The sequence below is a fragment of the Bacillus sp. PK6-025 genome, assembly GCF_056530265.1.
Genome location: NZ_CP096509.1, coordinates 260,128 through 281,638 on the forward strand (window position 1 = coordinate 260,128; position 21,511 = coordinate 281,638).

Annotated in this window: 20 protein-coding genes; 19 read left to right on the forward strand and 1 reads right to left on the reverse strand. The window is 45.7% G+C overall.

The genetic code is table 11. The features are described from left to right. Window position 1: 1 nt before the first annotated feature. On the reverse strand, window positions 2-388 hold the full coding sequence (locus tag M1D67_RS01485) for a BlaI/MecI/CopY family transcriptional regulator (protein ID WP_020449991.1): 387 nt from the start codon (window positions 386-388) through the stop codon (window positions 2-4). Between the two features lie 364 nt (window positions 389-752). Between M1D67_RS01485 and blaP the strand changes: the two genes are divergently transcribed. From blaP to M1D67_RS01580, 19 genes are all read left to right on the forward strand, one after another. Then, on the forward strand, window positions 753-1,676 hold the full coding sequence (gene blaP, locus M1D67_RS01490; protein WP_146875282.1) for a class A beta-lactamase BlaP: 924 nt from the start codon (window positions 753-755) through the stop codon (window positions 1,674-1,676). Window positions 1,677-2,018: 342 nt separating this feature from the next. Next, window positions 2,019-3,770, forward strand: coding sequence for an alkaline phosphatase D family protein (locus M1D67_RS01495; RefSeq protein ID WP_023857756.1), 1,752 nt, complete (start codon window positions 2,019-2,021; stop codon window positions 3,768-3,770). Window positions 3,771-3,792: 22 nt separating this feature from the next. Then, entirely contained in the window at window positions 3,793-4,005 is a 213-nt protein-coding gene (locus M1D67_RS01500; RefSeq protein ID WP_020449994.1) for a twin-arginine translocase TatA/TatE family subunit, read from the forward strand. Window positions 4,006-4,080: 75 nt separating this feature from the next. Beyond that, complete coding sequence (gene tatC, locus M1D67_RS01505; protein WP_479831552.1) at window positions 4,081-4,815, forward strand: twin-arginine translocase subunit TatC; 735 nt, start codon at window positions 4,081-4,083, stop codon at window positions 4,813-4,815. Window positions 4,816-5,009: 194 nt separating this feature from the next. Beyond that, window positions 5,010-5,936, forward strand: a complete 927-nt coding sequence (gene kdgD, locus M1D67_RS01510; protein WP_123032484.1) for a 5-dehydro-4-deoxyglucarate dehydratase — start codon at window positions 5,010-5,012, stop codon at window positions 5,934-5,936. 20 nt (window positions 5,937-5,956) lie between these two features. After that, window positions 5,957-7,423 carry an alpha-ketoglutaric semialdehyde dehydrogenase GucD gene (gene gucD, locus M1D67_RS01515; RefSeq protein WP_145654065.1) on the forward strand — a complete coding sequence of 489 codons (1,467 nt, stop codon included), beginning with the start codon at window positions 5,957-5,959 and terminating at the stop codon, window positions 7,421-7,423. Between the two features lie 40 nt (window positions 7,424-7,463). Beyond that, window positions 7,464-8,840, forward strand: a complete 1,377-nt coding sequence (locus M1D67_RS01520) for an MFS transporter (protein WP_025810831.1) — start codon at window positions 7,464-7,466, stop codon at window positions 8,838-8,840. A 37-nt stretch (window positions 8,841-8,877) separates the two neighbouring features. Next, window positions 8,878-10,245, forward strand: a complete 1,368-nt coding sequence (gene gudD / locus M1D67_RS01525) for a glucarate dehydratase (protein WP_145624645.1) — start codon at window positions 8,878-8,880, stop codon at window positions 10,243-10,245. Between the two features lie 106 nt (window positions 10,246-10,351). Next, window positions 10,352-11,053 carry a FadR/GntR family transcriptional regulator gene (locus tag M1D67_RS01530; protein WP_154495802.1) on the forward strand — a complete coding sequence of 234 codons (702 nt, stop codon included), beginning with the start codon at window positions 10,352-10,354 and terminating at the stop codon, window positions 11,051-11,053. A gap of 88 nt (window positions 11,054-11,141) precedes the next feature. Then, the gene (gene garD, locus M1D67_RS01535; protein ID WP_033155080.1) at window positions 11,142-12,668 is read left to right on the forward strand and encodes a galactarate dehydratase; all 1,527 of its coding nucleotides are present in this window, start codon (window positions 11,142-11,144) and stop codon (window positions 12,666-12,668) included. 311 nt (window positions 12,669-12,979) lie between these two features. Then, complete coding sequence (locus M1D67_RS01540) at window positions 12,980-13,702, forward strand: hypothetical protein (protein ID WP_026580465.1); 723 nt, start codon at window positions 12,980-12,982, stop codon at window positions 13,700-13,702. Further along, entirely contained in the window at window positions 13,699-15,618 is a 1,920-nt protein-coding gene (locus M1D67_RS01545) for a DUF6792 domain-containing protein (protein WP_479831553.1), read from the forward strand. The genes M1D67_RS01540 and M1D67_RS01545 overlap by 4 nt, the downstream gene beginning before the upstream one ends. A 15-nt stretch (window positions 15,619-15,633) precedes the next feature. Beyond that, window positions 15,634-15,987: a hypothetical protein gene (locus M1D67_RS01550; protein ID WP_020450003.1), complete on the forward strand. Its 354-nt coding sequence runs from the start codon at window positions 15,634-15,636 to the stop codon at window positions 15,985-15,987. A 252-nt stretch (window positions 15,988-16,239) separates the two neighbouring features. Further along, on the forward strand, window positions 16,240-16,920 hold the full coding sequence (locus M1D67_RS01555) for a response regulator transcription factor (protein WP_095323705.1): 681 nt from the start codon (window positions 16,240-16,242) through the stop codon (window positions 16,918-16,920). Between the two features lies 1 nt (window position 16,921). Continuing rightward, on the forward strand, window positions 16,922-17,857 hold the full coding sequence (locus M1D67_RS01560; protein WP_023857761.1) for a HAMP domain-containing histidine kinase: 936 nt from the start codon (window positions 16,922-16,924) through the stop codon (window positions 17,855-17,857). A gap of 94 nt (window positions 17,858-17,951) precedes the next feature. Then, window positions 17,952-18,896 carry an ABC transporter ATP-binding protein gene (locus M1D67_RS01565; protein ID WP_479831554.1) on the forward strand — a complete coding sequence of 315 codons (945 nt, stop codon included), beginning with the start codon at window positions 17,952-17,954 and terminating at the stop codon, window positions 18,894-18,896. Next, the gene (locus M1D67_RS01570) at window positions 18,890-19,573 is read left to right on the forward strand and encodes an ABC transporter permease (protein WP_025810824.1); all 684 of its coding nucleotides are present in this window, start codon (window positions 18,890-18,892) and stop codon (window positions 19,571-19,573) included. The genes M1D67_RS01565 and M1D67_RS01570 overlap by 7 nt, the downstream gene beginning before the upstream one ends. Before the next feature lie 15 nt (window positions 19,574-19,588). After that, on the forward strand, window positions 19,589-20,287 hold the full coding sequence (locus tag M1D67_RS01575) for an ABC transporter permease (protein WP_023857763.1): 699 nt from the start codon (window positions 19,589-19,591) through the stop codon (window positions 20,285-20,287). A 96-nt stretch (window positions 20,288-20,383) separates the two neighbouring features. Next, complete coding sequence (locus M1D67_RS01580) at window positions 20,384-21,457, forward strand: DUF3900 domain-containing protein (protein ID WP_020450009.1); 1,074 nt, start codon at window positions 20,384-20,386, stop codon at window positions 21,455-21,457. Window positions 21,458-21,511 lie beyond the last annotated feature (54 nt).

Below are 21,511 nucleotides of genomic sequence, written 5' to 3' on the forward strand. Positions count from 1 at the left end.
TTCATTCCTTCTTTCTGTTCTTATGTTCTTCTAATATTTGATACAATTCATTAATTTCTTCACCTGACAGCTGATCATTCTCCAAAAAGTTTAATACCATCGAATTAAGAGTTCCATTGTAAAACCGGTTTAAAAAACTGTGACTCTTAACCTCTATATAATCACTTTCGTCTATATTTGGTGTGTAAACGAAAACCCGTCCTTCTTTATGGTGGTTTAATGCGCCTTTTTTAATGAGGCGCAGCAGCATGGTTTGGATGGTTTTAGGGCTCCATGTACTGGTTTTGGATAACTCTTTAATTACCTCATTGGTATTGATCGAAGAATGCTTCCAGATGACTTTCATCACTTCTAATTCCGCATCAGAGATTTGAGGTATTTTTTTCATTTTAATCATCCTATACTTACAAATGTAATACTCTCATTATAGGTTTGCCATTTTAAGAAGTCAATTTAACTGGAGTGAACATGCAGTTTCTGCATTTTTAATTCCATCACTTCCCTCCGTTCATTTGTCCCCGGTGGAAACGAGGTCATCATTTCCTTCCGAAAAAACGGTTGCATTTAAATCTTACATATGTAATACTTTCAAAGACTACATTTGTAAGATTTGATGTTTGAGTCGGCTGAAAGATCGTACGTACCAATTATTGTTTCGTGATCGTTCAAGCCATAACACTGTAGGGATAGTGGAAAGAGTGCTTCATCTGGTTACGATCAATCAAATATTCAAACGGAGGGAGACGATTTTGATGAAATTATGGTTCAGTACTTTAAAACTGAAAAAGGCTGCAGCAGTGTTGCTTTTCTCTTGCGTCGCGCTTGCAGGATGCGCTAACAATCAAACGAATGCCTCGCAACCTGCCGAGAAGAATGAAAAGACGGAGATGAAAAATGATTTTGCAAAACTTGAGGAACAATTTGATGCAAAACTCGGGATCTTTGCATTGGATACAGGTACAAACCGGACGGTAGCGTATCGGCCGGATGAGCGTTTTGCTTTTGCTTCGACGATTAAGGCTTTAACTGTAGGCGTGCTTTTGCAACAGAAATCAATAGAAGATCTGAACCAGAGAATAACATATACACGTGATGATCTTGTAAACTACAACCCGATTACGGAAAAGCACGTTGATACGGGAATGACGCTCAAAGAGCTTGCGGATGCTTCGCTTCGATATAGTGACAATGCGGCACAGAATCTCATTCTTAAACAAATTGGCGGACCTGAAAGTTTGAAAAAGGAACTGAGGAAGATTGGTGATGAGGTTACAAATCCCGAACGATTCGAACCAGAGTTAAATGAAGTGAATCCGGGTGAAACTCAGGATACCAGTACAGCAAGAGCACTTGTCACAAGCCTTCGAGCCTTTGCTCTTGAAGATAAACTTCCAAGTGAAAAACGAGAGCTTTTAATCGATTGGATGAAACGAAATACCACTGGAGACGCCTTAATCCGTGCCGGTGTGCCGGACGGTTGGGAAGTGGCTGATAAAACTGGAGCGGCATCATATGGAACCCGGAATGACATTGCCATCATTTGGCCGCCAAAAGGAGATCCTGTCGTTCTTGCAGTATTATCCAGCAGGGATAAAAAGGACGCCAAGTATGATGATAAACTTATTGCAGAGGCAACAAAGGTGGTAATGAAAGCCTTAAACATGAACGGCAAATAAAAACATTGCGATGAATCCGTCAAAACATCATCTTACATAAAGTCACTTGGTGATCAAGCTCATATCATTGTCCGGCAATGGTGTGGGCTTTTTTTGTTTTCTCTCTTTAAAGATCATGTGAAGAAAAACGGGAAAATCGGTCTGCGGGAAAGGACCGGGTTTTTGTCGAAATCATAGGCGAATGGGTTGGATTGTGACAAAATTCGACACATCTATTGGCGGTGCGACTTGATGGACCATCAACCGCGTCTCTCCTCCTGTTTACAATACTTTACAGTTCATTAATAAACTCTGCCTATAATAGAACCCGATCAATCATTTGTATAGAGAGGGGTAATACGAATGACACATGAAGGACCGCTGGAGGAATGGATGAAAAAGCTGAGCGAGGAAAGCCTCAAGGACAATACGTTTGACCGCCGCCGTTTTATTCAAGGGGCCGGCAAAATAGCCGGGCTTTCGCTCGGACTTGCAATTGCGCAATCGATGGGGGCAATGGAAGTCAATGCAGCACCGACATTCTCCGAATATCCGTTTACACTTGGCGTAGCATCGGGAGATCCGCTTTCTGACAGCGTCGTGTTGTGGACAAGGCTGGCGCCCGATCCGCTAAACGGGGGCGGGATGCCGAATGAAGCTGTATCCGTGAAATGGGAGATCGCGGAAGACGAACGCTTCCGCCGTATCGTCAAACGGGGAACCGAAAAAGCGACACCGCACCTTGCACACTCGGTACATGCTGAGGTATCCGGACTGAAACCGAATCATGTGTACTATTACCGCTTTAAATGCGGCAGCCAGCTGAGCCCCGTCGGCAAGACAAAAACGCTTCCGGCGGCAGGGGCAGATGTTGCTACATTCACATTCGCTTTTGCTTCATGCCAGCAGTACGAACACGGCTATTATACCGCCTATCAGCATATGGCGAAGGAAAAGCTCGATCTTGTGTTTCATCTCGGCGACTATATTTATGAGTACGGTCCGAATGAATATGTTTCAAAAACAGGCAATGTCAGGACACACAGCGGTCCTGAAATCATGTCGCTGCTTGATTACCGAAACCGCCATGCCCAATACCGTTCAGATGCAAACTTGAAAGCCGCGCATGCCGCTTTCCCGTGGGTTGTCACATGGGACGACCATGAAGTGGAGAACAACTATGCGAATGTCATCCCTGAAAAAGGCCAGTCAGTAGAAGCGTTTATTAAACGGCGCGCCGCCGCATACCAAGCTTATTACGAGCATATGCCGCTCCGCCGCAAATCCCTGCCGAACGGTCCTGATATGCAATTGTACCGGAATTTTTCCTATGGAAATCTGGCGGACATTAGCGTGCTTGATACCCGTCAGTATCGCGATGACCAAGCCAATGGAGATGGCAATAAGCCTCCTTCTGATGAATCGAATGATCCGAAGCGGACACTGCTTGGAGCCGAACAGGAGGCTTGGCTGTTTGACAACCTGAGTCGTTCGGGGGCGCACTGGAACATCATTGCACAGCAGATTTTCTTTGCGCAATGGAACTTTGGGACAAGCGCGGCGCCGATTTACAGCATGGATTCGTGGGACGGATACCCCGCTCAGCGCAAGCGGGTGATCGACTTCATCAAATCTCAAAAACTGAACAACATCGTCGTCCTCACCGGTGATGTGCATGCCAGCTGGGCAAATAACCTGCTCGTTGACTTTGACAATCCAAAATCGGACATCTTCGGTGTGGAATTCGTCGGGACGTCGATTACATCTGGAGGAAACGGCGCTGATAAAAGAGCGGATACGGATAAGATTTTATCGAACAATCCTCATATAAAGTTTTTCAATGATTACCGCGGCTATGTGCGCTGTACGGTCACACCGGAAGAATGGCGGACAGATTACCGCGTGGTCCCATATGTGACAGAACCGGGTGCCGCGATTTCGACAAGAGCTTCCTATGTTTATCATAAAGACTACACAGGGCTGAAACGGACCGCTTCTAACATTGTGCCTGGAGGCGTGAAGAAGTCAAACGAAGTCGAAGAAGACCGTTTCCTCGCACATACAAGAGCCCATCAGAAGCAAGTGAAGCAAAAGGAGAAAAAAGTAACCCAGTAATCAATGAAAGGATGACAGCAAAATGCTTTCAAATATCGGTATTCCGGGTCTCATCCTGGTTCTGGTAATTGCGCTGATCATTTTCGGGCCTTCAAAGCTTCCGGAAATCGGCCGGGCTTTTGGAAAAACGCTGACCGAATTCAAAAGCGCGACAAAGTCTTTAGTATCTGCCGATGACAATGAGATCGGACAAGAGACTAATGTGAAAAAGCAAAGCGATCCATCGGCAAAATAGATGATCAATAGAGCGGGCGGGTGAACCCGTCTGTTCTTTTTTTCTGTTTAGCATGTGAAGGGGAGGAAGTCGAAGGTGAAAAAAAGGGAAACACATTTGATTGCCCATCTTGAAGAGCTGCGCCAGCGAATCATTAAAACGCTTCTGACGTTTATTCTGTTTCTCATCACCGGCTTTTTGTTTGTTCAGGACATCTATGACTGGCTGATCAGAGACCTTGATGAAAAGCTTGCTGTACTGGGGCCGGGGGATATTCTATGGGTTTATATGATGATTGCGGGGGTGCTGGCGATCGCAGCCACCATACCGGTGGCCGCTTTTCAGACATGGCGGTTTGTGGCGCCTGCGCTGACCGACCGCGAACGGAGGGCGGCATTATTTTATATTCCGGGGCTGTTCACTTTTTTTATTTTAGGGATTGTATTCGGTTATGTTGTGCTCTTTCCGCTCGTTCTTCAGTTTTTAATCGGATTATCCGCCGGCCATTTTCAAACGATGTTTACGGCGGAGCATTATTTTCGCTTTATGATGAACCTGACACTGCCATTCGGGTTTTTGTTTGAAATGCCCCTCATCGTGATGTTTTTAACGAGCCTCGGGATTTTAAATCCGGCCAAGCTCCGTAAAATGAGAAAAATTTCTTATTTTGCGCTGATCGTCGTATCAGTTGTGATCACGCCGCCCGATTTTATCTCGGATGTGTTGGTGATCGCCCCGCTGCTTGTATTATACGAATTAAGCATCTCTTTATCGGCATTGATTTACCGGAAAAAAACCGCTGTGCAACCAGGGGCTGAGGCCCAAGGCTGAAGACGGACCGTGTCTTCAGTCTCTTTTTTTTTGCTTGATATAAAAAAATCAGAAAATAATGATATTGACAATTTGTTTATTTGTCTTACAATTAAACAAAAAGATGAATGGAGGGGTTTTCTAAAACAGAAACATCGCATTTCAACTGAATGATAACGCTTTCTCAGGAAATGAACGACAGGGGGATGACGGAGATGAGTCAATTACGGAAGGCGCCGGAAGGCATATTAGGTTTCCCGGTGGCACCCTTCAACAAGGAAGGAAAACTGGAGGAAGAAGCACTTTACGAAAACATCCGCTTTTTATTGGATGAAGGGCTTGAGGCGGTTTTTATCGCTTGCGGCTCAGGAGAATTTCAGTCTCTCAGCGCAAAGGAATATGAGCAAATGGTCGAAATTGCCGTCTCGGCGGCGGGCGGGAAGGTGCCTGTTTACACAGGAGTGGGCGGCAACTTGAGCACCGCTTTGGAATGGGCGCGGATTTCCGAGGAAAAAGGGGCTGACGGCTATCTGATTCTCCCGCCATACTTGATACACGGAGAGCAGGAAGGCCTCTATCAGTATACGAAAACAATCATTGAAAGCACGGATTTAAACGCCATCATTTATCAGCGAGACAATGCGGTTTTGACACTTGAACAGATTCAGCGGCTGACCGATCTCGAGCAGCTTGTCGGGCTCAAAGACGGCATAGGGGATATGGCGTTGAATATCAGTTTGTCGTATACGATAGGAGACAGGCTGGGCTGGCTCAACGGAATGCCGATGGCTGAAGTCACGATGCCGGCCTATGCTCCGATTGGCTTCACGTCGTATTCTTCGGCGATATCCAATTATATTCCTCATATTTCAAGGATGTTTTATGAGGCATTATTAAACGGCAACGACCAGCTTGTCAAAGAGATTTATGAGCATGTCATCATGCCGATTAACGAGATCCGCAAACTTCGGAAGGGCTATGCCGTGTCTTTGATCAAAGCCGGTATGGAAATCATGGGCCTTCATGTGAAAAACACGGCGAGACCGCCGATCGTTCCGGTGGAAAAAGAACATTGCCGGCAGCTCGAAAACATTCTGAAAAACGCGATGGCGCGTTATCCGAAAACGACCGCTGCCCTATAAACAAAAGGAGGAATTTGAAGATGTCTGTTGCAGCTGAAAATAAAACGTATTTTAACTTTATCAACGGCCGCTGGGTGAAGGCTGAATCGGGCGGGATGGAACAGAGCTTGAACCCGGCAGATACACGGGATATCGTCGGGCTTGTGCAAAAATCTTCGATTGCGGATGTAGACCGGGCGGTTGAAGCGGCCAAGCAGGCCAAAAAGGCTTGGAGAAAGCTGTCGGGAGCGGAGCGCGGTCAATTTCTTTACAAGGCCGCTGATATCATGGAACAGCGCCTCGATGAAATTGCCGAGTGTGCGACGCGTGAAATGGGGAAAACACTGCCTGAAGCAAAAGGAGAAACAGCGCGGGGAATCGCGATTCTCAGATACTATGCCGGAGAGGGAATGAGGAAAACGGGCGATGTGATTCCCTCCACCGACACATCCGCTTTCATGTACACCGACAGGGTGCCGCTCGGTGTCGTCGGCGTCATCTCGCCTTGGAATTTTCCCATTGCCATCCCAATTTGGAAAATGGCGCCTGCCCTCATCTATGGAAACACGGTCGTCATCAAGCCGGCTACAGAAACCGCAGTCACCTGCCTTAAAATTATCTCGTGCTTTGAAGAAGCAGGGATTCCGTCAGGCGTGGTCAATGCGGTGACAGGGCCGGGATCATCGGCCGGCCAAAGGCTTGCCGAACACCCGGATGTGAACGGAATTACATTTACAGGGTCGAACCAAACCGGAAAAATTATCGGCCGGACGGCGTTTGAAAGAGGGGCGAAGTATCAGCTTGAGATGGGCGGCAAAAACCCGGTGATCATAGCAGATGACGCCGACCTTGATAGTGCGGTTGAAGCGGTCATCAGCGGAGCGTTTCGGTCGACGGGTCAAAAGTGTACGGCGACAAGCCGCGTCATCGTCTTAAACGGTGTTTATAACCGGTTTAAAGAAAAGCTGCTTCAACAAACAAAAGAAATTACAATCGGCGACAGCTTAAAAGAAGATGTCTGGATGGGACCGATTGCGAACAAACAGCAGCTTGACAACTGCCTGTCCTATATTGAAAAAGGAAAGCAAGAAGGAGCGGACCTCATTTTCGGCGGCGATAGGCTGGCAGATGGAAAATACGAAAACGGCTATTATATCAGGCCAGCCATTTTTGACAATGTCACTTCCGGCATGACGATTGCCCAAGAAGAAATTTTCGGCCCGGTCATCGCATTAATCAAGGCGGATACACTTGAGGAAGCTTTGGAGACGGCCAATGACGTCAAATTTGGCCTGAGCGCCTCCATTTTTACGCAAAACATCGGCCGGATGCTGTCATTCATAGATGAAATTGAAGCGGGGCTCATTCGCGTCAACGCCGAAAGCGCCGGTGTCGAACTGCAGGCGCCATTCGGCGGCGTTAAACAATCGAGCTCGCATTCACGGGAACAGGGGGAGGCAGCAAAAGAATTTTTTACAGCTGTGAAAACCGTATTTGTCAAACCGTAAATCAATCGTTTCGGTACAAATGAATAAAGGAGAAGATGCTATGAAAAAAAATCGTGCAGCCTCCCCCCATACCGCGGGGAAAAGAAGTTCTGTCCGCTGGTTTGTCGTGTCTATGCTGTTTCTCGTCACATCCATTAATTATGCCGACCGTGCGACACTCTCGATCGTCGGCGATTCTGTGCAGCATGAGCTTGGGCTGAGTTCGGTGGCGATGGGGTATGTCTTTTCCGCATTTGGCTGGGCGTATGTTGTCGGCCAAATTCCCGGAGGCTGGCTGCTCGACCGCTTTGGGTCGAAAATCATCATCGCCGCCAGCATCTTCTTTTGGTCATTGTTTACCCTTTTGCAGGGAACGCTTGGCTTTTTCGCCGCGGGAACGGCCGTTATCCTTTTATTTGCGCTCCGGTTTCTCGTCGGTCTGTCAGAAGCGCCGTCCTTCCCGGGCAACGGCCGGGTGGTGGCTTCCTGGTTTCCAAGCTCTGAACGCGGAACAGCATCGGCGATCTTCAACTCGGCGCAGTACTTTGCACTTGTCATTTTTTCACCGCTGATGGGGTGGCTCGCCCACTCATTCAGCTGGCATACGGTTTTTGTCATTATGGGTGCTCTGGGGATTGCGATGTCGTTTATTTGGCTGAAAACGATTTACGAACCCAAAAAACACCCGAGAATCAATGCCGCCGAACTGGCGTACATCGAAGAAGGCGGCGCGCTTGTCTCGATGGATGAGGGAAAGAACGCGGAAAAGAAGGAAAAGGAGTCCCAATGGCCTTACATTAAGCAGCTTTTAAGAAGCCGGATGCTGCTCGGGGTGTATATCGCCCAATACTGCATCACAACGTTGACCTATTTCTTTCTGACCTGGTTTCCGGTCTATCTCGTTCAGGCACGCGGCATGTCGATCCTTGAAGCGGGTTTTGTCGCATCGCTTCCTGCAATCTGCGGATTTTTAGGAGGATTGCTGGGCGGGTTCGTGTCAGACTTCCTTTTGAAAAAGGGCTGCTCGATAACGGTTGCCAGAAAAACACCGATCATCCTCGGCATGCTGATGTCCTGCTCGATGATCGTATGCAACTATGCAGATTCATCTTGGCTGGTCGTTTCCATCATGTCGCTTGCCTTTTTCGGAAAAGGATTTGGCGCGCTGGGCTGGGCGGTTGTGTCAGATACCTCGCCAAAGGAGTGTGCCGGCTTGAGCGGCGGCATCTTCAACACCTTTGGAAATATTGCGTCCATCACGACACCGATTATCATCGGATATATCGTGAATGCGACAGGCTCATTTAACGGAGCGCTTGTGTTTGTCGGTGCCAATGCGATTGCCGCGGTATTAAGTTATCTGTTTCTCGTCGGGCCGATCAAGCGCATCGAACTGCAGAAAGAGGAAGACCATGCGGACACCACTTTATCCATATGAAATGTAAGCGCTTTAATAAGAGGGAGGCTAAATCGATATGAATACAAACATCCACCAGCATGTAAAAGAGGAGAAAGCATCGCAAACACCGTCAATTGCTGATATGAAGGTCATACCCGTGGCAGGGCGCGACAGTATGCTTTTGAATTTAAGCGGAGCTCACGGCCCCTTTTTCACACGGAATATCGTAATTTTAAAAGATTCATCAGGCGCTCTCGGTGTCGGCGAAGTTCCGGGCGGCGAACGGATCCGCCAGACGCTGGAGCAGGCGAAGCCGCTTGTCATCGGTCAGCCGCTCGGCGCTGTTCAATCGATTTTGCAGTCTGTCAGGCGTCGTTTTAAAGACCGGGATGCCGGAGGACGCGGGGTGCAGACCTTTGACCAGCGGACGACAATACACGCAGTGACCGCATTGGAAGCGGCTTTGCTCGATTTGCTCGGGAAATTTCTCGGCGTCCCTGTAGCGTCGCTCTTGGGGGAAGGCCAGCAGCGGGAAAAAGTGAAGATGCTCGGCTATTTGTTTTACATCGGCGACCGAAAGCGCACAACGCTTCCCTATATTAGTGAGCAAGAGGCAAGTGACGATTGGTTCCGCCTCCGCCGCGAAGAAGCGTTGACACCCGGGGCGATCGTCCGTCTTGCTGAAGCAGCTCAAGAACGATACGGTTTTCAAGATTTTAAATTAAAAGGCGGCGTCCTTTCGGGAGAAGAAGAAATCGAGGCGGCATCCGCTTTGGCAAAACGGTTTCCCGAGGCGAGAATCACCCTTGACCCGAATGGCGCGTGGTCATTGGAAGAAGCGATTGCGCTTTGTAAGGGAAAACGGGATGTGCTCGCCTACGCGGAAGACCCTTGCGGAGCGGAAGCCGGATACTCGGGTCGGGAAATCATGGCCGAATTCCGCCGTGCGACAAGCATTCCGACAGCGACGAATATGATTGCGACAGACTGGCGGCAAATGGGGCACGCGATACAACTGCACGCTGTTGATATACCGCTGGCAGATCCGCATTTCTGGACGATGCAGGGATCTGTCCGCGTTGCCCAAATGTGCCATGAATGGGGGCTGACGTGGGGTTCTCACTCCAATAACCATTTTGACGTCTCATTGGCCATGTTCACCCACGTTGCCGCAGCAGCTCCCGGCGACATCACGGCGATTGATACGCATTGGATTTGGCAGGATGGACAGCGTCTGACAAAACAGCCTTTTTCAATTGCTGACGGATATGTCCAAGTTCCTGATCAGCCGGGGCTCGGCATTGAAATCGACATGGAACAGGTGGAAAAAGCAAATGAACGGTATGAGAAAATGAAAGCAGGCGAGCGGAATGATGCCGTTGCCATGCAGTTTTTGATTGAAAATTGGCGTTTCGACCCTAAACGTCCTTGTCTTGTTCGTTAATTGCGGAAACAGCGGTTTGAGAGGCCCCTAGCCGACATTGTCATACGCGATATTTTGTCTTACAATATGAACAACTGAAAGGGGGCCCACAGTCGTGGAAGAAGATATGGAAACATTGCAGGTCGAATCAGTCAATCGCAAGACATTGGCGAAACAGGTTGTAGAACGAATCGTCCATTTATTATCAAGCGGCCAATTGAAACCGGGGGACAAACTGCCGACGGAGATCGAGCTCATGGAAAAACTGAATGTGAGCAGACCCGTTCTCCGCGAAGCTTTAATATCACTCGAAACGCTCGGAATTATTAAAAGAAAAACCCGGGACGGCACGTATTTTAATGATAAAATTGGCATCCAGCCGTTTTCTGTCATGCTGGCTTTGGCGGTTGATAATTTGCCGGCCATTATTGAAGCGAGGATGGCGCTGGAACTCGGGCTTGTCACGATCGCCGCAGAAAAGATCAATGACAGTCAGCTCGAAAGGCTGCAGGAAACGATCGATATCATTGCAAACAGCACGGATAATCATTATGGAGAAGCAGATAAAGAATTTCACCGGATTATCGCTTTGAGCGCGAACAACCCGGTGCTTGAGGGCATGATTCAATCACTCTTGATCACACACGCCAAAATCGACAGCCAGATTCCATACAGGGAAAGGGACCGGACTGTCGAATATCATACGAATATTTTGAAAGCCCTTCAACAAAGGGACCCATATCAAGCCTATCACCATATGTATGAGCACTTAAAATTTGTACGTGACAAAATACTGAATGGTCTTCGTGATGAAAAAAACAATCATTAAGTTGTTTGACAGCGCTTTCTAACATGTGCCGCAGCGGGAGAAGGGCTGTGGAAAGGCGCTGATCGAAAAGGGGAGTTGATCAATACTTATGCTTGTCAATCAAACTGAAACCCCGCTGTACATTAAGGTGAACGAAAAAGACAATACCGCAATCATCGTCAATGCCGGCGGACTGCCGAAAGGGACGGTGTTTCCTTGCGGGCTTAAACTGCAGGAGCGGATACCTCAAGGTCATAAAGTGGCTTTAACGAACATTACACAGGGCGGAGCCGTTATTCGCTACGGTGAGGTTATCGGCTATGCCGTCAAACCAATCGAAAAAGGCGGGGGGATTTCCGAGTCGCATATCATGCTTCCGGAAGCTCCGCCGCTCGATGAACTGCCCATCGCCAACAAAGTTCCAAAACCCGCTCCCCCTCTTGAAGGGTACACATTTGAAGGATACCGGAATGAAGACGGGAGCGTCGGCACGAGAAACGTGCTTGGCATTATGACAAGCGTGCAATGCGTCGCAGGCGTTCTCGATTACGCAGTTAAACGAATTAAAGAGGAACTGCTTCCAAAATATCCGAACGTTGACGGTGTCGCTGCATTAAATCATCAGTACGGCTGCGGTGTGGCGATTAATGCGCCGGAAGCCAAAATCCCGATCCGAACGATTCAAAATATCGCCAGACACCCTAATTTCGGCGGGGAAGCGATGGTGATCGGACTCGGCTGCGAGAAGCTCCTTCCGACGAGGATAGAGCCGGAAGGAGACGCTGAAAACATTCTTTCATTGCAGGAACGGCGAGGGTTTGAGCAAATGATACAATCGATTATGGAAATGGCCGAAGAGCGCTTAAAAAGGCTGAATGAACGGAAGCGGACAACATGTCCCGCTTCAGACCTGGTGATTGGCCTTCAGTGCGGTGGCAGCGACGCTTTCTCAGGAGTGACCGCAAACCCCGCGGCGGGATATGCGGCCGACTTACTCGTCCGGGCAGGGGCCACGGTTTTATTTTCGGAAGTCACCGAAGTCCGCGATGCCGTTCATCTCTTAACACCGCGCGCTGTCAATGAAGAAGTCGGCCGCGCCCTGATTCGGGAAATGGCTTGGTATGACCGCTATCTGGAAAGAGGCGAATCAGACCGAAGCGCCAATCCGTCGCCAGGGAACAAAAGGGGCGGGCTGGCAAACGTGGTTGAGAAATCGCTCGGCTCGATCGCGAAATCGGGAAGCAGCCCGATCAATGCCGTACTCGCGCCAGGTGAAAGGGCTGTACAGAAGGGACTCACTTTTGCAGCGACACCTGCAAGCGATTTTGTATGCGGCACCCTGCAACTGGCTTCGGGCATGCATTTGCAAGTATTTACAACCGGAAGAGGAACGCCGTACGGCCTTGAAATGGCTCCGGTTATGAAAGTGGCAACCCGGCAGTCATTATCAGAAGATTGGCGCGATTTAATCGACGTTAACGCCGGACGGATCGCAACAGGTGAAGCTTCAATAGAAGAAGTCGGCTGGGAAATTTTCAGGACGATCCTTAACGTCGCAAGCGGAAGGAAAACATGGGCGGAACATTGGGGGCTCTCCAATGACTTGTGTTTGTTCAACCCCGCGCCTGTGACTTGATCGAAAAGCACCTTGATAAGGTGCTTTTTTAATTGTGAACTCGTTTTTAACAAGAAGTATAAAGTGGTTCTTTTTTCATATTTCCTCTTTGGTAAACTAAACCGCAGTACCTTTCGGAGCCTTGGCGCATCAACCATACTGCCTGTTTTTTCAGAGGGCCGGCATACGATTTGCAGGGTGGTGATTCTTATTTCCTATTTATCTAATTTATTCCATGTTGTAACATAAAAAAGTATCATTTTCAAGCATGTCATTCGCATTAAAATGAAGTGCTTGCAGCTTAACTTAAAAGCCCTTGGAGGTTTAATAAAATGAAAAAGATGATGATATTGTGTTTTTCTATAATACTAATCTTTACAGGAGGATGCAGTATGAACGACAGCCAAAACGGCAAGAACGGCAATCAAGAAGAAGCGGTCAAGCCGAAAGATATGGACCCGAAAGACCTCCCGCAGGTTCCGGCGTTCCAAGATGAGAAAACAAGAGAATACATGGCATCAACAAAGGAAGTCGAGCCGGGCTATTATTTGCTTGAGTCTAAACTGAAAGGGTTTACGATGTTGTTTCCGGAGGATGGGGAGTATGAAGCAGAGCTATCCTCAAATAATGGAAAGAACATAGAGAGCCTCGCCTTTAATAGCTATGACAAAAAAACAAATATTGTTCTTAATGCTCAAGTTAAGTATTATTCTCAGCAATCGTATGTTAATAAACCCAAAACGATGCTTGAAATTATTAGCGGACAGAATGGATACAAAGGAAAATACCAAAAAATCGATCAGTCCGGAAAAGATATATATTTTGCTCATATGAAAGAGGTATTTGATGATATAGATCGAAAATACAATTTTTCATATAGTTATTTTGGTTATGTAAAGTCTACAGAAGAGGACTATTTAGGTGTTGAATATAACTTTACATTTGCATGCCATAAAGAAGATCAACCATGTTCCCTCTCAGAAGAAAAAGCGAGAAAAACCGCAAAGAAACTTGTTAATTCAATAACCTTCAGTACAGAAGGGGAAGAAAAATGAGGAATAAAAATTTATTTGAAAATGAGAATGTGAAACTGCGTTTAATAAATTTAGAATACAGCTATAAAGAAAGATTTGCATCTGAAAATGCAAATGAAGTGAAAAAAGCTAAAGAGGACTTTGTCGCTGATGTACGCAGAATCTATAAAGAAGAAACAAATAAAGAACTTCCCAAAGATATAAAAATTTATACCTCAAAGGAGATCTTACAGAATAAAGATTCTTCTGTTAAAAGCTCAGGCTATGATGGTACTGCTATATATATTCAAGATAAAACTCATGACACCAATCAGCTTCAAATAATTTCTCAGGGAAGTGCTGATAATGAGGACTGGGTATATAACTTTTCAGGTCTTTTTCTGGGAATGGATGATAGTCAATACAAAGCAACTAAGGAATTTACCATCGAAACAAAGAAAAAAACGCAAGATGTAAAAAGTCTAAACACTTATGCAATGGGACATTCTCTTGCAAATAATAACCAAGTGCTAGTTCAGTTGATTGATGGTGAATTTGATGAAGTTTATGGAGTGAATGGAGCGCAAATCAGTGTTGACCATATTTTAAAAGCAGACTATAAACTTACTAATTATCTTAAAAGAAAATTCAGCACAATAAAAATCAGTGAAATTCCTAAAAATGATCTAAAAAAAGCCATCATCAAATACTACAACGACAAAGGCGTCACAGCCAACATCACCCAGCGCATTTCCAGTGACGATCCGCTCTACGGTGTCAGCGGGAAGGCTGATTTTATTACGTTCGGCGATGTGAAGATGACGAACACACACCCGGATATAAAAGGATTCCGAAGTGTCATTGATCATATTCCTGATGAAGATGTGAGCAAACTGAAAGGGTACTTTCAAAAATATGCTGCTGATTATCGAAAGGGCGGCATTCAGGGTTTTGCTATGGAAGCAATCGGCGTAGATATGGATTTTTTAAACGGAATAATGAATGAAGAGGGTACAGCTCAGCAAATAGCATATTGCTTGAAACATCCGGCCCGCCTCTTGAATATGGTGGGTGCACTTGATAAAAAGCTGCCAGAGTTTAAAGCATTTTTTGCGAAAGTCAAGGCCTACAGTGGCCCTGTTCTCAATCAGCTTGAAGCAAACGGTTATATTGATGAAGCGAAAAAAAAGACCATTCAAAAAGACGTTGCCGAAGTAGAGCGACTGACAGGAAGGCTTGACGTTTTATATGAAAAGATCAAATTTCTTGTCGACTGGAAGACTGTCATATTTACTCTAAATAATAGACAACTCTCTCAATCACTAATGAAAAATTTAATCGAATTTTATTCAACTTATAAAGCATTGGAAGAAGCCTTAGGCAAACTGGATCAAGACACAAAAGACCTTCTCAATCTTATTGGCGAAGGCCACAGCATCACCCCGCTTCTAAACGCCCTATCCAAAAAGAAAGGCATCAGCTACAAAGGAGGAGACATCTATTTTTCTAAGAAAGGCAAGGACGGAAAAGAGATAAAGGTCAATCTGTCATCTGCCATCAGGATTTACCAGGCGGGGATGGCTGCCATTTCAAAGATTGAGGCTGAAATTGAACGCTACCAACGTGTTTTCCACCATGAAATCCACGATCATTTCGCAATTAAAAAATCTGAGTTGACAAAAGCCATTCATGACATGGAAGCCAATCCTTCCCGCTACCAATTCGACATTCAGTTCAAGCTCGCCTCAGGCTTCGCCGGATCAAACGGAAAGCTGAATAAAATCGTCGTCCACGACTCGTACCACACGGCCCCGCTTCCTCAGTGCGACGGCGTCGTCAGCGAATTAAAAAAACAAACCTCCAGCAAAAAGAAATTTGTAAAAAGCATTCGCGCCAGCATTGAAAAATTGTTCGATGAAGATGAGCAAATTTCGGCGCTGTTTGATTTTAAGGCATAGGGGAGGGGGATTAAGATGGTAAAACCGTTATTGGAGGAAACTGAAACAGTTTCAGCGACATATATGTTTTTAAGCAGTATTTCAGCAAAGGATAAAGCGGCCCGGCTGAACGCGCCGCTGAAAAGCGTTTTAAAAGAACTGAAAGAATTTGATAAAGTGCTAAAAAGCGAAATCGAAGGGCAAAAAGGTATGATGATCACGAAAATTAAAGAAGAATTAGATCACAAAAGTGAAAACCGCAAAACCGTCATCACCCGGATGAAATCAGACAACGAGCAGTTTGCAAACAGTTATCATGACATGATTGAAACTTTGCGGAAGCAAAACGTAACACTTTACTATAAAAAGAATAAGCCCCTTGATCAATAAAAGATGACCCCTGACATCAGAGGTCATTTTTTTGTTCCAATGACTTGTGTTTGTACAACCCCGCGCCTGTGACTTGATCCGTGTTAGTGGGAAAGTAGATTGGTATCCGTCAATAGATCCGGAAGCTACAAGAGGATTCAACTAGAAATATAAATAATTTTTGTAAAAAACACACGTTTTTCAATTACAATGAGTGTAATTGCACGTGTGTTTTTATGTTGAAAAGGATAGGTGAACAAGATGCAGCGCATATTGCTTATTGAAGATGATCATTCGATCAGTGAAATGGTCGATCATTATTTAACAAAAGAAGGGTTTGAGGTCGTGCTTGCTTTTGACGGAGAAGAGGGCGTTCGCTTGTTTCAGCAGGGCAATTATGATGTGATTCTGCTCGACATCATGCTTCCTAAACTGAACGGGATGGATTTTCTGAAATTGATCCGTGAACAGAGCAAGGTCCCGGTTTTAATGATTTCTGCAAAAGACGGGGATGTCGATAAAGCGCTGGGGCTGGGTTTTGGTGCGGATGATTATATTGCCAAGCCGTTTTCGATGATCGAACTGACCGCAAGAATAAAAGCCGCCATTCGGCGCGCAACGCAGTATTCCGCCAGTGAGCCGGCAAATCAAAAACTAGTACGTATTCACGAGCTTACGATTGATATAGAAAATGTATCCGTACAAAAAAATGGTGAACCGCTTCAGCTGACATCAACGGAATGGAAGATGCTGACCTTGTTTGTGACAAACCCTAAAAAAGTATTCACAAAAGAACAAATCTATCGTTCGGTTTGGAATGAGGATTATTTTGGCGATCAAAATATTATTAACGTCCATATGAGGCGCTTGAGGGAAAAGATAGAGGATGATCCTTCCTCTCCGCAATATATTAAAACACTTTGGGGCATCGGTTATAAATTAGGAGAGTTTTAGCATGACAATGTTATGGATTGGCATGCTGATGATTTTGGCGTCTCTCAATATCGTTCAATATAAAATGAAAAAACAGCGGGACCAAAACTTGAAGTACATCACGGAAAAGCTCAGTATGATGCTAAATGAGCAGGCGGCTGATCAAATTTTATTAGGAACGGATGATAAAGTACTGCGGGATCTGCTCGTGCAAATGAACCTGTTTGTTGAGGAGCGTCAACGCATAACAGCCCGCTTTGCAAAAACGGAGCAGTCAATGAAACGAATGCTGACCAATATGTCCCATGATCTGAAAACCCCGCTGACTGTTGTGCTCGGATATATCGAGGCGATTCAAAATGACTCGGATATGGCGGAAGAAGAGCGTGAAAGGCTGCTGGAAAAACTTTATCAAAAAACAGGAGAAATCATTCAGCTGATGAATTCTTTCTTCGACTTGGCCAAACTCGAATCAGAAGATAAGCAAATACTGCTCACGAAAATACATATCAACGAAATATGCAGAAAAAACATTCTCCAACACTATGATGCCGTTCAGGCAAAAGGTTTTAAAGCTGTCATCGACATCCCGGATACCCCGGTTTATGCACACGGAAATGAAGAAGCGCTTGACCGGGTTCTGCAAAACCTTTTATCAAATGCGATTCAATATGGTGCAGATGGAAAGCTGATCGGATTGTCCCTTACATATGATGACACGCAGATTGTTATTACGGTTTGGGACCGTGGGAAAGGGATTGGCGAGTATGATCAGCAGCGGGTGTTCGAAAGGCTGTACACCCTTGAGGAATCGAGAAATAAAGCGTTCCAGGGAAGCGGGCTCGGCTTAACAATTACAAAAAGGCTCATTGAGAAAATGGGAGGGGGCATCTCTCTCCAAAGCAAGCCGTATGAACGGACAGCGTTTTCCATCACGCTAAAACGAATGACCTATTAGCAAACGTAAGAATTTCTTAAGAAACAAGAAATAAAAAAGACAGCGTCCATCGCTACAATAGACACATAGCAAAGACAGGAAAGGGGAAACAGAGTTGACTTACATCGTACAAACAAGCGGGCTTACCAAGACATTCAAAGGTCAAGAAGTTGTGTCAAATGTAAGCATGCATATACGAAAGGGAGAAATATACGGTTTTCTCGGCCCGAACGGAGCCGGGAAAACGACCGTCATGAAGATGCTGACGAGCCTCGTAAAACCGACAAGCGGGGAAATCAATATTCTCGGGCATAAGCTGACAAATCAATCATACGAGATTCTCGGCAAAATAGGCAGCATGATCGAATACCCGATTTTTTATGAAAATCTGACAGCCAATGAAAATTTAAATCTGCACTGTGAGTATATGGGATATCACAATAAAGCCAAGATTCAGGAAGTGCTGGACATGGTGAATTTAAAAAATATCGACAGCAAACCTGTCAAAACATTCTCGCTTGGTATGAAGCAGCGTCTTGGAATCGCGCGTGCCATTCTTACCAAACCCGACTTGCTCATCTTAGATGAACCGATTAATGGCCTTGATCCCATCGGGATTAAAGAAATCAGAAACTTATTTCAAGTATTGAGCAAAGAATATGGAATGACATTGCTCATCTCAAGCCATATCCTGAACGAAGTAGAGCAGATTGCAGATACAATCGGAGTGATTCGGGACGGCAGGCTTGTTGAAGAAGTATCGATGGAAAGCGTAAGAGGCCGGAACACAGAGTACATTGAACTCGTGACGCCGAATCCATTGCGGGCTTGCTTTGTGCTTGAACATGAGCTTCAGATTGCTAATTTTAAAATACTAAATGATAAAACGATCCGAATTTATGATGCCGAAGATTCTCAAACAGCCATTTCTAAAGCTCTGATTTTGAATGATATAGAAATTGAGTCCATGAATAAAAAGCATACTTCGCTTGAGGACTACTTCCTCAGTTTAATCAACGGCAATGCGGCCAGCGCACAAGGAGGCGGAGATGCTTGCTGAATTTATTGAAAATCGAAATGAAAAAGATGAAGCTTGGCTGGTATGTACGCGGAGCCGTCTTTGCCAATTTCATCATCCTCGGTTTTCTGTGGATGGTGACCTTCACAGAAGGCAAGGATACGTTCCAAACGATTGATGAAACATTTCTTGTGATCGGCACTTTCGTCAGAGCGGTTTTTATCATTTTCGGAGCCGTGCTGATTTCAAAATTAATCATTTCAGAGTTTAAAAACAAGACAATACTTGTGATGTTTACGTACCCGATCAACCGAAAAAAACTGCTGGCTGCTAAACTGCTGATCGCAGCCGGGCTGACTTTCATTACGATATTGATATCAAATGCATGCGTTGCCGCTGCTTTTTTTCTGCTGAATTCAATCTATGGGGTCATCCCCGGCGAATTAACAGCTTCTATGGTTTCTCAGCAGGCTCTGAAAATGATCGTTTTTGCTTTTGGCGCCGCAGGAACGAGTTTAGTGCCCATCTTTTTCGGAATGCGGAAGCACTCCGCTGCGGCAACGATCATTTCGTCTGTCGTGATCAGCATGTTGATCAGTTCCACAAGCCCGGACTTTTCCATTTCTTCAATTGTTTATATTCCTTTATCTCTGGCCGCTGTCGGTCTGATTTTTTCCTTTTTGGCAGTAAGGCGGATCGAAAAAATAGATGTATTTTAACGGAGTTGAAGTTCAATGCTGAATTTAATTAAATTGGAGTTTAAAAAAACGAAACTAGGGTGGTATTACAAAGGTGCAGTGATTGCAAATCTATGTATACTCGGTTTTTTGTGCCTGATCGGATCGGAGGAAAAAAATCTTACTCAAGACCAAATGGCGATGGCTGACGCGGGATCCACGCTGCTGCTTCTCGGAACTTTTGTAAGGTCTGTGTTTATTGTCTTTGCAGGCGTGCTAATTGCCAAACTGATCATCGGAGAGTATAAAAACAGAACCATCACGGTCATGTTTACATATCCGGTCAGCCGAAAAAAACTGATCGCCGCAAAACTGCTGCTCACCGGCGGATTGACCTTCTTGACAATGATCGTGTCCGAACTGATTCTTGCGTTTATTTTCTCGCAGCTCAATGATATCTATCAATTCAGCCCGGAAAAACTGACGCTGCAAGCCATTGGAAATGAGATTGGCAGTATGCTCATTTACGCTGCTTCTTCGACAGGGTTGAGTTTTATTCCACTATACTTTGGGATGCGCAAACAATCCGTTCCTGCCACTATTGTGACATCCTGCATTTTGATTGCGCTGATCGGTCAGCAAAGTCCTGGATTTTCAATTGCTTCTATTATTTATATTCCTGTTTCATTGGCTGTAATCGGGATTGTTATTGCGTTTTGGTCGATCCGAAAAATTGACCGGGAAGATGTATTATAATGGATCAATTATATAGTGAAGGTGCAAATTGACGGATTCCAGGCATTTACCTATACTTGAAGAACTGAAACAACAAGGAAAACGGGTGAACATGTCATGGAATTTGAAATTCGCTATATTTCTTTTTACGTCATTCAGGTCGACGGCAAGGATGAGCAGGCCAACAAGCAATATAAACATTTTCAGACGCTGGATACAGAGGAATTTGAAACCAGCGAACTGAAGGATTTCTTAGACGGGGAATTGAAAAAAATCGTGAAGCGGAAAGCCGAACGCCATCCGAAATCAGAGCAGGTGCCGACGAAAATCGGCCGCTTCATCACAGAGCCGGGGCATGAGCTTGATTCTAATCCGAACTACAATCTGTTTCACAAAACAAAACTGGCGGAGACAAAGGAAGAATTCAATGAGCTGAGCGAACAGTTCGTCCGCACATACCTCGACACGAGCGCCGTCAGGGGAGGCGTTTTTTTGGTGGCGACAGCCGTACCGCGCAAATACTTCGATGATACATTTGTCTTTGTCATGAAGTGCGACTTTGAACCGAAGGTCGCTTCGATCGCCGATGAATCATCGCTGATCCGCAAGGTCGAAATGGCGATCACGACGAAAAACATGAAATCGATCCAGTATCCGCACATGCCTGAAGAGGGCATGACAGAGGAAAGCGAAGTGAAAATCCACCAGGCCTCGCACGCCCGCTACTTTGAAGACTTCTTAAAATTCGTCGAGTACGGCGAGTCGATGCCGGAAATCATGAAGTCCCAAGTGATGAACATGGTGCAGGAGCATGTGTACGAAGCATTTGAAGACAAAAGCGAAGAACTCCAGCAGTTTGAACATGATCTCGAAATCTGGGAAGCGAGCGAAAAGCGGGAGATTCAGGAACGCCTCGACACCCATCAAGTCATCGAAGCCTCCGCCCAGATCGTTGAGCATATGCCTGAGGCAGAGCTGAAAATGAAGCTGGGAGCAACCGAGATTAAAGGACTGCTGGCTGAATTCGGAGATTCGATCCACCTTGCCAAGGTAAACGGGCGCTATGTCGCGCTGATAGAAGCCGAGACGATTTCCTTTGAAAAGGGCAGTTCTCCGGTGGAATTTTATAAACCTGAGGGACTGCATGAGGTGATTGAGCGGATACGGAATAAAAGTGACAGGGAAGATTAGAAATAAGGAATGGCATCCGTTTTTTCGGATGCCTTTTGATTTTTCATCCAAATT